At 39.6% G+C, this 11,762-nt stretch carries 7 protein-coding genes; 2 read left to right on the top strand and 5 right to left on the bottom strand.

Features of this window, described 5'->3' with window-relative positions; all coding sequences use genetic code 11:
- Positions 1-135: 135 nt before the first annotated feature.
- The 3 genes from AC4PL9_RS14470 to AC4PL9_RS14460 form a co-directional block, all read right to left on the bottom strand.
- A complete protein-coding gene (locus AC4PL9_RS14470) occupies positions 136-1,863 on the bottom strand; it encodes a T9SS type A sorting domain-containing protein (protein ID WP_491605463.1) in 1,728 nt (575 codons plus the stop codon).
- A gap of 124 nt (positions 1,864-1,987) precedes the next feature.
- A complete protein-coding gene (locus AC4PL9_RS14465; RefSeq protein WP_491605462.1) occupies positions 1,988-2,443 on the bottom strand; it encodes a GNAT family N-acetyltransferase in 456 nt (151 codons plus the stop codon).
- Complete coding sequence (locus tag AC4PL9_RS14460) at positions 2,430-3,494, bottom strand: CaiB/BaiF CoA transferase family protein (RefSeq protein WP_491605461.1); 1,065 nt, start codon at positions 3,492-3,494, stop codon at positions 2,430-2,432. The genes AC4PL9_RS14465 and AC4PL9_RS14460 overlap by 14 nt, the downstream gene beginning before the upstream one ends.
- A 165-nt stretch (positions 3,495-3,659) precedes the next feature.
- On the opposite strand from AC4PL9_RS14460, the gene AC4PL9_RS14455 reads away from it, so the two are divergent.
- Positions 3,660-5,762 (top strand): Tex family protein, encoded by a 2,103-nt coding sequence (locus AC4PL9_RS14455; RefSeq protein WP_491605460.1) that lies wholly within the window; start codon positions 3,660-3,662, stop codon positions 5,760-5,762.
- A 38-nt stretch (positions 5,763-5,800) separates the two neighbouring features.
- Positions 5,801-7,393 (top strand): ArnT family glycosyltransferase, encoded by a 1,593-nt coding sequence (locus tag AC4PL9_RS14450; protein ID WP_491605459.1) that lies wholly within the window; start codon positions 5,801-5,803, stop codon positions 7,391-7,393.
- Here AC4PL9_RS14450 and AC4PL9_RS14445 read toward each other — a convergent pair.
- Both AC4PL9_RS14445 and dinB read right to left on the bottom strand, forming a co-directional pair.
- Complete coding sequence (locus AC4PL9_RS14445) at positions 7,349-10,351, bottom strand: DNA polymerase III subunit alpha (protein ID WP_491605458.1); 3,003 nt, start codon at positions 10,349-10,351, stop codon at positions 7,349-7,351. The two genes, AC4PL9_RS14450 and AC4PL9_RS14445, sit on opposite strands and share 45 nt — an antisense overlap.
- Positions 10,352-10,362: 11 nt before the next feature.
- A complete protein-coding gene (gene dinB / locus AC4PL9_RS14440) occupies positions 10,363-11,562 on the bottom strand; it encodes a DNA polymerase IV (protein WP_491605457.1) in 1,200 nt (399 codons plus the stop codon).
- Positions 11,563-11,762: the final 200 nt, after the last annotated feature.

Here is an 11,762-nt window from a genome sequence, read left to right as displayed (position 1 = left end):
AAAATAAAAAGTAGAAGAAAGAAAAGATAAAAATTTTCAGAGAGAGGAGATGTATTAATCGTTATCAGACACAATAAACAAAAAAGCGGTGTGAATTCATCACACCGCTTTTTTGTATTAAATAGACAGTTTATTCTATTTGTTCACAACAACTCTGAAAGTTGAAGCTTTACCATCTTCAAAGTTCATGTTGAATGTGTAAGTTCCATTTGTTAAAGAACTTAAGTCAACGCTAAGTGTTTGTGATGCATTAAGAGTAACATTTTCTGTAAGTACAGTTCTTCCTGCTACATCAATAACTTGTAGAGTTGCTGCTCCTTCAAGGTTTTGTAATGGAATAGTAATAACATTCTTAGCTGGGTTAGGGAATGGAGTAACCTCAACCAAATCGTCCTGATGTGCTAAACCTACTGTCTCAGCATCAATGAACTTGGCAGCAATTGCCGGTGTTCCATAGTAATCAGTAAATCCAAGACCAAAATCAGTGGTCTTTATTAGCATATAAGGCTGACGGTTGATGAAATCAATGTTTCTGTAATAATTGGTATTGCTGTCAAATGAGAAATACACTTCTGCATTATCAGTTTCTGCACAGAAAATGTAACGTGTGTTATCTTCAAGCAAGATAAAGTCTCCATCCGCGTTTCTAAGTGTAGTAGAGACATATTCTCCACTTACTTCTCCATTGTCAAAACTATATTCACCATCTCCAACAAAAGTGATTTCAGCACTTCCGAAAGCAGGATCATCTAGATCATCAAATGGTCCCCATTGCCATACTGAAGTATATACATATTCCCCGGCAATTGACTCATCTCCTGACTTTGAGATGGCAAAATCAATTCCATCAACAGCTAATCGTGACGCATTGGCGTCCGAGAAAACGATACATGCAGCAAAACTGGTAGCGTCCTGTGCACGCAACCCGTCACCGGCAACTAAATCTCCGGTAGCATCGACACGTGCATTTGCATATTTTTGATTATCGTTGATGTGGAACGAAGTAATAACCTCATTATCGCCTGGGTATTCATCTGTGTTTCCTGCCAGACTGGTTGTGTATGTAATTGTATACAATCCCGGATCATAAGTTGTCATTGAAAATTCAGGAAGAGATACATATAAACTGTCTCCTGAATCTATACTCAAAGCGGTAGCAGATTCGTTATATACTTCAGAACCTCCGAATTCAACTACCACATTAAAGATACCATCTGTCTGATCTATAGCTCCGTAGTTGAATACCCATGCTGCAGGTACATACGAAAACTCAGAACCATTTTGTGCTAACAATGAAGGAATAGATGTTTTTCCTGTATGTACAATGTCTTTGTTGTAGATTCCAAAGTCGTAGTCAAACAGATTGAGTTTGTTTCCAATGAAAACTTCCACTGGATTTCCGGCATCAAGCTCAGCCCGGATCATTGCTCCTGTACTTTGACCGATCATGATAACAGGAATATCAACACTATTTCCATTATCTCCTGCAGCCATCGGAATCGGCTCTCCGGGTTCGTTGTTAACAATGATCACAGCAATTGCATTTGCAACAGCAGCATTGAGAGCTTTGTCTCCGAATTCACAGTTTCCACGATAAACAATAGCAACTTTTCCGGCTACATCTAAAGAATTAGAAAGAGCCTGACATCCTAGGGAGTCTCCGGCTGTACCATCATCTACAATTTCAACAAAACCCTGAACACGGTTCGCAGGAAGTGTAAGATCAGGAGTTAATGCCCAGTCAGCTTCTTCGAAACTGTAATCTCCTTCTATCGACACAGGGTCGAGAACGTTGAAGATCACCTGAGCCGAACCAACGGTAGCCGTAACAACAGCCAATAAGCTTAGTAATACTTTTTTCATGTTTTTCGTTTTTGATTTACTGGACACTAAATTAAGGAAAAATAAAATCAATTTGAAATAATTGTAACCTAATTTTACTCTTTAATTAAGAGATGATGATAGGTGAAAATGAATTATGATCGGTTTATTTGCAGGAAGAGGGTAATTCTTTTTCCATCATAAAGTGTTGGATTTCACCGAATAAAAGATGTGATTTTTCTACAAGTTTATAACCTCCCCGTTGATAAAATGAAACGGCTTTTTCCCGTGCCTGCAAAATAATCTTTGATTTGTTTTTCTTAATAGCTTCCTTTTCAGCGGACTGTAGTAGTATGTTCCCCAATTTTTTGCCTTTAAAACGATGGGAAATTGCCATAAATCGAAATTGATTAACAGCAGGGTCTTCGGTAGTGTCCATTCTGAGTACCCCTGCCATTTCACCATTTATAAACAGGGCAAAATGACTAGCCTGTGCATCAGATGGGTCTTTTTCTGAACCTCTTGGTTGTTGCCAGGGTTCTCTTAGTTCTTTATAGCGGATTTCATAATAATTTTCCCATTCTTGCTCATCTTGGGGAGAGCGTATTTCAATAAGATCCATAGGTAAATGCGATTCCGGTGACACGTTTAGTAAGACGACCCTCTATTTTTTCTTCCCGAATTAGTTTTTGAGCGCTTTCCTCTCTAAACACTTCGCGCAGATTTTTTATAATAGCACAGGGAACAAAGACTTTTCTTAACTCTTTATTCAAGGTCTCAGCCTGCCACAGTATTACTTTTTGTTGAAGCAGTTCAGCTAATTCAAAACGATGATCAACCCGAACCTGGTTATTGATAAATCGCTTGTCTTTCAATAATTCTTTTGCTTCGAGTACGGTCACTAATTTCTCAAAATGTACCTGGCTTCCGATTGCAAATGTAACTTCTTTGTCATCCTTCGTTTTAAAGAGTTCACCGTAAGGAGCAATATTGGGGTGAAGAGAACCGATACGCTGAGGAATATGCTTATTCATAAGATAGTTGGATGCCTGATTGACCAGACTACTAATAGCTGCGTCATAAAGCGAAACATGAACGACTCCGCCTTTTCCTGTACGTTGACGGTTGAGCAATGCAACAAGTAGACCTTCTTTCAGGTGATGGGCGGCAAGTACATCTATAAAAGCTACAGGCATTTTAACGGGGCCGCTTTCGGGAGTTCCATTCATAGACATGTAACCGGTTTCTGCCTGCAAAATTAAATCATAGGCGACACGATCAGACTCTTCTCCGAATCCGGAAATTTTACCAATCAATAGTCCGGGATTGAGTTGAAGTAGTGTTTTATCTGTGAGATTAAATTTTTCCTGATCTCCCTTTTTGAAGTTCATTACCACAATGTCAGCCTTTTTCATCAGGTTAAGGGCCTCATACCGATCTTCTTCTTTTTTGAGATCTAACCGAATATACGTTTTATGATAATTAACACTTGAAAAATAAGCCGAAACGGAACTGTCCGCTTTTTCTGTAGGGAGTTTCCATGAACGGGTTACATCCGGGTGTTCAGGATGTTCAACCTTCAGAACTTCAGCTCCGAGCTCTGCAAAGAACATTCCCACATGTGGTCCGGCAAGAACCGTTGCCAGTTCAACGACTTTTAATCCCTTGAGCATAAATTTCTTTTTTACAAAAGTTGCAAAAATGCATAGCAAAGACAAACATCTTAACAAATAGTATAGAAATACTTTTGTCCTGCCTCATTCGGAAAGTGATACGTGAAATTTAGTGTATATTTAGCGGCTGTTATATTTTCTCATTCAAATTTTATACGTTCGGTAATGACTAATATTGAATTTATCCGCTTGTCAATCGCTGTTTCACCCAAACAAATTTCCGCAACAATTGATTTGCTTACTGAAGGTGCAACGGTTCCTTTTATTTCCCGGTATAGAAAAGAAAGAACAGGAGGGCTGGATGAAGTTGAAATTACAACTATTCGTGACACTTTAAAAAAGTGGAATGAATTAGTAGATAGAAAACAAAGTATTCTGTCAGCCATCGATGAACAGGGATTGTTAGGGGATGATCTGAGGAATAGGATAGAGAATTGTTATTCGGCGACGGAGTTGGAAGACCTGTATTTACCCTATAAACCCAAGAGGAGAACAAAAGGTCAGGTAGCGAGAGAGCTAGGGTTGGAGCCGTTAGCAAAAATGATAATGTCACAACGAGGTGGTGACCCGGATGTGATGGCAGAGCGCTTTGTGAATCATGATGTCCCTGATGTAGAAGATGCAATAGCCGGAGCAAAGGATATCATTGCCGAATGGATTAATGAGAATACGTTTGTACGTTCGAGGTTACGACAGTTGTATGAAAGGAAAGCCGTATTGAGTGCTACTTTGATTAAAGGAAAAGAAGAGGAAGCGCAACTGTATAAGGATTATTTTAAACACGAAGAAAAATTGCAGCGATGTCCATCTCACCGTTTTTTAGCGATTATGCGTGGAGCAAAAGAAGGCTTTTTACGTGTAAAAGCCCAACCGGATAAAGAAGAAGCTGTCGAAATTATTGAAAGAGCAGTTGTGAGAGGGAGCGGTAAGGATGCAGATTGCGTTGCAGATGCCGCTAAGGATGCTTATTCAAGGCTACTTGCTTCTTCACTTGAAAATGAAGCATTAGCAGAAATGAAGCAAAAGGCCGATGAAGAAGCAATAGGAGTTTTTGCGAAAAACCTGAAACAATTGCTTTTGGCATCTCCATTGGGTAGTAAACGAATTCTGGCAATTGATCCTGGATTTAGAACAGGCTGTAAAGTCGTCTGTCTGGATGAAAATGGGAGTTTGCTTCACAACGAAACAATTTATCCGCACCCTCCTCAAAAAGAAACAGGAAAAGCGGCTTCAAAAATAAGCCAGTTAGTAGAGACCTATAAAATCGAAGCGATTGCAATTGGTGATGGAACTGCCGGAAGAGAAACAGAATATTTTATCAAACAGATTCGATTCAGAAATGATGTACTGGTTTTTGTTGTCAGGGAAGATGGGGCTTCGATTTATTCCGCTTCTTCGATTGCAAGGAAAGAGTTTCCGTCTTTTGATGTAACGGTCAGGGGATCTGTTTCGATAGGTAGGAGATTAATGGATCCTTTGTCTGAATTAGTGAAAATTGATCCTAAGTCGTTGGGAGTAGGTCAGTACCAACATGATGTTGACCAAAAGAAATTAAAAGAAGCGTTGGATGATGTAGTTGTTTCTGCTGTAAATAGTGTAGGAGTCGATCTGAATACGGCCTCACCCTATTTATTGTCGTATGTTTCCGGTTTGGGAATGTCGCTTGCTGAGAATATTGTGAAATACAGAAGTGAGAACGGTGCTTTTGTCAATCGGAAAGAGTTGAAAAAAGTACCGCGATTAGGAGAAAAAGCGTTTGAGCAATGTGCGGGATTTTTACGGATCAGGAAAGGGGATAATCCATTGGATAATACAGCGGTTCACCCTGAATCATACGGAATTGTAGCTTCTTTTGCTGCAATGAAAGGTAGTAGTGTAGAGGAGTTATTGGGGAATGAGAAAGTACTGAAAGAATTGGAAAGTACAAAGGACCTTACATTTACTGAACATGATATTTTGAATGAATTGAAAAAACCGGGAAGAGATCCGCGAAAGACAGCTAAAGTTTTGGAATTTGACAAGTCAGTTCGAACGATAGATGATCTTTTTGTTGGTCAGAAATTACCGGGTCTGGTAACCAATGTAACGAATTTCGGAGCATTCGTTAATATCGGAATAAAGGAAAACGGATTAATTCATAAATCACAGCTTGCTGACGTGTATGTCGAGAATCCAGCTGACTTTATAGCATTGCATGAGCATGTAGAGGTGGAGGTGCTGGAAGTGGATAAAAACAGGAAAAGGATTGGGTTAAAAAGACTTTCCTGAAGAAAATACTACCTTAGCTACGTAATTACTCTGTAAAGATGAAGAAGATGTATACCTGGTTCAAGAATTACCCGAATGTATTGTTTTTCTTTTTTGTTGCTGTAATGACAGTGTCCTACTATGACGGTGTTTTGGAAAAAGAACCGATGAACATGCATTTGTGGCGACAGACAGACTGCCTGTCTTTAGCTCGTAATTATGCCAATGGAGCAGCATTTGCCGAACCGGAGATTGATATATTACTCGCAGATAAATTAACTACCGGAAAAACAGCCGGAGAGTTTCCTGTTTTGTACTATTTGGTAGGAAAAACATGGTCCGTGTTTGGGGAGTCAGTCATGTTGTACAGAGTGTTCTACCTTTTAATATTGTTGTCAGGAGTATTTGCTTTGTTTAGAACATTATTATTGCTCAATTTTGGAAATTTCTGGTCGACAGTATTGAGTTTATTGTTATTTACCTCTCCTGTATTTGTTGTGTTTGGAGTAAGCTTTCTAACGGACGTCCCTGCTTTTTGCTTTATTCTGATAGCTTTTTACTTTCTTGTGCGATCGATTCGGATTCCCTGGGCAAAATACTCCTTGTGGTGGGCTGTGTTATTTTTTGCTTTGGCAGGACTTATAAAAGTATCCAGTTTGATATTATTTGTCTTTTTGGGTGCAGCTTTCCTTATCGAATTACTGGGGAAAAAACTGAGTGAAGGAGGAAGAGTTTTTCAACGCCCCGGAGCTACTTTTCTTGGGTTCGGAATAGTGATTTTGGCTGTCTTCTCTTGGTATTTTTATGCTTCCCATTACAACGAACAGCATCAGTTTAAATACACATTCAACAGTATATATCCTTTGTGGTTAATGGATGAAGCAGGATTGGCCAAATTGTGGGATGGGATGAAAACAACGACTACGATTATTTTCTTTAGTCGCCCCATGATCGGACTTATTGTATTGTTGCCTCTTGTCAATTTGTTGTTCTTCCGAAAGTTACCATTGATTATATCGTTGGGGAATATTTTTGTTTTTACGGGAGGTCTTCTTTATTTCCTGTTGTGGGCACCTCTTTTTGAAAACCATGATTACTATTACATCCCTTTATTGATTTTGTTTGTTTCCTCATTTGTCCCCTTCTTTTACTGGTTAAAAGAACGAAAAGAGAAGATTTACAGGTCACCTGTACTAAAGGTTCTTTTTGTACTGTTTCTCGGATACAATTTTGTCTATTGTTTAAGTGTTGTAAAATTGAAAACCAGAGCAGCGGAAGGTGACTTTCCTGTTGTAGGAAATGAACAGTTTGTAGGAATGATGAGATGGGTGAACTGGGATGTGTCTGCAAATTGGTGGCGTTACAAAGTGATTCTTCCTGATCTTGAAAAAGCAGGTATGCAACCCGATGATAAAGTAATTTGTTTATCTGATTATTCATTTAGTGTCTCTCTTTATTTTTTGAATAAAAGAGGTTGGACAAATTTTATGCATTATTCATCAAAAGAAGAGATAGATCAGTTGATTGATGCCGGGGCAAAATACCTGTTTATTACAGATCCTGCACAGTTGGAGCTTGATTATATTCAACCGTTTTTGGAAAAACCTTTAGGAGAATTTAAAGGTATCCATGTTTTCACGCTTGCCGGGTAAGACGGCTTCTTTTTCACTGTACCGGGGATCGTCGCAATAAGGGAGTTTAATCAGATGGCCAACTTCTATTGTGTAAACGCCAAATTCTTCCGTAACAATACCGGTTATTTTATAAATCCCATTTCCTCTGAAAGGATAGCGTCTGGCAAATTCAGGAAAGTGAACCGTGTCAAAATAATTTCCCTCCTGATCAATGAAGGTGCCAAAAAACATATGCTCTCCGTATGTGGTACGGGTACGTTTCGTAGTGACCAGATACCCATAACGACAGACTTTTAAACCACGTTTTCTGTGTAGTTGCTCAAAGGGTTGTATCAGAGGAGGAATTTTATCCTTTAGTAACAGAAAAGGAGAGCAAAGTGGGAAACCGAGTAATTCCAATTGTTCGAAAGCTTCTTCCAGCCGATCTTCATCCAGTGACGGTAGAGTGAAATCTTTTACAGGACTTTGAAATAATAAGGGTTGGTGTTGTTCGCCTTTTTTTCTGTTGTGATACACGTGCGCTTTCCATAACAATTCTTTTCTGGACTCAGGAAAGTCGCGAAAACCTCCTATGCGAATGATTAAGAGTAGTTGTTCCAGCGGAAGTTGAATGCGTTGTGTAAGATCCTTAAAGTTTTTAAAGCGGCCGTTAGTGGTCCGTTCAAAAAGTAACCGATCGATTACTTTTACTTCAATGCCGGACACCAGTTGAAAACCAAGATAAATTGTTCTGCCGGAAATAACACTTTTATAATTGCCGTAATTTACAGAGGGTGGTTCTATTGTTGCCCCGAGTTTTCGGGCTTCGTGTACATAAAACTCCGTTCTGTAAAAACCACCAAAATTATTGATAGTAGCCAGCATATACTCAAGCGGATAATAAGCTTTCAGATATAAACTTTGATAGCTCTCCACTGCATAAGAAGCGGAGTGTCCTTTGGAAAATGCATATCCGGCAAAGCTTTCTATTTGTCTCCATACTTCCCGTATGATCTCTTCGGGGTAGCCACGTTTCAGACAGTTTTCTCTAAAAGTTTCCCGGATCTCATGAAACTCACTCCGCGAACGAAATTTTCCGGACATCCCTCTTCGAAGTACATCGGCCTCAGCGAGTGTCAGGCCGGCAAAATGATGTGCCACTTTTATAACATCTTCCTGATAGACCATTACTCCGTATGTCTCCGGCATGATTTCAGCCATAACCGGATGTGCTTCTTTTCGTTTATCAGGGATGCGATGACGAAGTATATACTCCCGCATCATACCGGATTGAGCAACTCCCGGGCGGATAATAGAACTGGCAGCAACCAATCCCAGGTAAGTGTCTGTTTGTAGTTTTTTTAGCAGCATTCGCATCCCGGGTGATTCTACATAAAAACAACCGATGGCTTCTGCATTTCGGATAAGAGCTTTAATTTTTTCGTCTTTTTTAAAAACAGTGAGGTGGTGAATGTCATGCGGGGGATTTTGAGGTTGGTTTTCCCGGATAATTTCGAGGGATTCACTTATTTTGCTTAAACCTCTTTGACTGAGGATATCAAATTTAAATAAACCGACATCTTCTGCTTCTAACATGGAAAATTGGGTGGTTGGTAATCCTTTGGGAGGTAAGAAAGAGGCCGAAAACCAGGTGATGGGTTTTTCAGGGATAACAATACCTCCTGCGTGAATACTTAAATGTGAAGGGAGTCCCTCGATTCGTTTGCTGTACCGTAAGACAAGGTTGGATAATTTGTCTTGGGTAGCATAACCAGGATCAGATGTCAGCGTATCAATTTCTGATTTGGGAAGTCCAAATACTTTCCCAAGTTCGCGTAATGTTGCTTTATATTGGAACGTACTGTAAGTTGCCAGTAGTGTGGAGTGGGGGAAGCGTTGAAATATGTAACGGATAACATCATCCCGGTCTTTCCATGAAAAATCAATATCAAAATCCGGAGGATTTTTTCTATACAGGTTAATAAAGCGTTCGAAGTAAAGATCAAGTTCAGACGGATCTACATTCGTAATGTGGAGCAGGTAAGCAACAATACTATTCGCACCGCTTCCCCGTCCGACATAAAAATATCCTTTTGATCGGGCGTACTGGATAATATCCCACGTAATTAGAAAGTAAGAAAGAAACCCTTTTTGGTAAATAACCTGGATCTCGTTTTTCACCCGTTTCCTGATTTCATCATTCGCTTTTGGGTAGCGCTGTGTGATTCCTTTTTGAGTAAGTTCTGAAATAAGTTGGAGATCTTTTTTTTCGCTTCCGGTATAGGTCATTTGATTCTGAGGGCTTACCTGTTCACCAAAACCGAAAAACAGAGAACAGGCATCAAGAAGTTGTTGGGTACGCTCAAAAATAGATGAAACTTCTCGAAAGCAGAGTTGGAGTTCCTGAATACTTTTGAAGGTGTCTGATTCAAGAGCCTGTTCTGAACGTGGAAGCATAGATAACAAGGTGTTTTTATCTATGGCACGCAACAGCCGATGGGTATTGAAGTCCTGTTTGTTCATAAAGGTCATTGTCTCAAGGATAACCATACGTTCAATGTATCCGGAGTAATGAGACCATTTAATCTTGTTCAGATCAGGTTTGCTTATTCCTATATATTCTTGTTCAGAAAGTTCCCGTTTGGGAAGATTCGTTGTGGGATAAATGAAAAAACAATGTGGCAATGATGGAGCTTCATCGGGAAAAGGTTGACCGTTCTGTAGATGTTGACTCAGAAAGTGATTCAGTTCCTGAAATCCCTGATTGTTTTTCGCCAGTCCGACATACTTTTGCTGTATTCCCTCTCTGAAATCTATTCCTGCGACAGGGTGTATTCCCTGTTCCTGTGCAATTCGTACAAATTGGAGTATAGCAGTTGAACAGTTGATGTCTGTAATGGCAAATGTGGTATATCCACTCTGTTTCATCCATCGAATCACGTTTTCGGGAGAATGAATCCCGTAACGTAAGCTGTAATACGTGTGGACATTCAACATGTAGCTGTTTTTTAATTGGAGGATTGATCTCCATTATTGAAGGAACTGAACCGACTGATTGTTCTTGTGGTCATTCCGGAAGCCCTTACAACAGCCCGGTCTCCGAAACGATCTCTTATTTTATCCATGGCGGAATAGAGATCGGCCATTTTGTGAGAATCTTCAAACAGACTGATCTGAAAACTTCCGCTGACAAGGTGACTGAACCGGACACCGATAAGTCGGATCAGAACGCGTCGGGTATACATTTTTTCAAAAAGTTCAAGTGCGAGGGGTATCAGGTCATGATCCGCAGAAGTGTAATGTATTTTTCGTTGTAATGTTTCTGTTTGAAAATCGCTGTAGCGGAGTTTTATCGTGATACATGATGTTAATTTGTTTCCTCTTCGCAGTTGCAAGGCCAGATTCTCGGTCATGGCAGTAAGAATCGACTTTAGCTTATTAACGTCAATCGTATCTTTGTCGAATGTACGTTCTGTGGAGATTGATTTCCGTTCGTTATATTGTTCAACAGGTGAGTTGTCTATTCCATTTGCTTTTTTCCAGAGTACTCTTCCGTTTTTCCCAAATGTGTTTTCCATTACTTCGACAGGGATTTCCTGGATCGTTTGTATTTTTCTGACTCCCAGATTACAAAGTGTCTGATAGGTTTTTAAACCTACCATGGGTAATTTTCTTACAGAAAGAGGTGCCAGAAACAACTTTTCGTGCCCGTAATCGATAAGTAATTGATTGTTGGGCTTGGCTTCCCCTGTGGCAACTTTTGATACCGTTTTATTTTCGGATAAACCAAAAGACAAAGGTAAACCTGTTTCTCTCATAATACGTTGGCGAAGTTCACCGGCGTATTTTAAACAACCGAAAAAACGATCCATTCCGGTGAAATCGAGGTAAAATTCATCAATGGATGTCTTTTCATAAGCGGGAGCAGATTCCCGGATGAGGTCGGTTACCATTTTTGAGTATTTGGTGTACGTAGCGCTGTTACCTTTGATAACAATAGCTTCCGGGCAAAGTTGCCGGGCCATTTTCATGGGCATAGCCGAATGGATACCAAATTTTCGGGCTTCGTAACTACAGGAGGCAACAACGCCTCTGTCACTTGTTCCTCCGATTAAAATAGGTTTATTGTTGAGTCGGCTGTCAATAAGTCGTTCACAGGATACAAAAAATGAATCCAGATCCATGTGTGCTATTGCTCTTTTCGACATGAGATATTACCTTTTGTTTTGAAGGTAAAGGTAATGATTTTGTTGTTTATTTAGTTTTTATTTTGGTTAATTTTTAATCAAAATGAATTTATTTTTCTGATTACTAATTTGATAGTTATCTTTTATTGCTGCCAAAAATGAGGTGTGAATACAATGATTCCGATGAGTATTGCAAATAGTGCAGATACTAAAACACCTCC

Source organism: Wandonia sp. (genome assembly GCF_984588085.1).
The sequence above is the reverse complement of the archived record's forward strand: the minus strand, read 5'-3'. Positions and strand labels throughout refer to the sequence as shown.

What these genes read in the sequence shown, in the direction of transcription:
- AC4PL9_RS14470 (WP_491605463.1), bottom strand. Translation starts at nt 1,863, where the DNA reads ATGAAAAAAGTATTACTAAGCTTATTGGCTGTTGTTACGGCTACCGTT.
- AC4PL9_RS14465 (WP_491605462.1), bottom strand. Translation starts at nt 2,443, where the DNA reads ATGGATCTTATTGAAATACGCTCTCCCCAAGATGAGCAAGAATGGGAA.
- AC4PL9_RS14460 (WP_491605461.1), bottom strand. Translation starts at nt 3,494, where the DNA reads ATGCTCAAGGGATTAAAAGTCGTTGAACTGGCAACGGTTCTTGCCGGA.
- AC4PL9_RS14455 (WP_491605460.1), top strand. Translation starts at nt 3,660, where the DNA reads ATGACTAATATTGAATTTATCCGCTTGTCAATCGCTGTTTCACCCAAA.
- AC4PL9_RS14450 (WP_491605459.1), top strand. Translation starts at nt 5,801, where the DNA reads ATGAAGAAGATGTATACCTGGTTCAAGAATTACCCGAATGTATTGTTT.
- AC4PL9_RS14445 (WP_491605458.1), bottom strand. Translation starts at nt 10,351, where the DNA reads ATGTTGAATGTCCACACGTATTACAGCTTACGTTACGGGATTCATTCT.
- dinB (WP_491605457.1), bottom strand. Translation starts at nt 11,562, where the DNA reads ATGTCGAAAAGAGCAATAGCACACATGGATCTGGATTCATTTTTTGTA.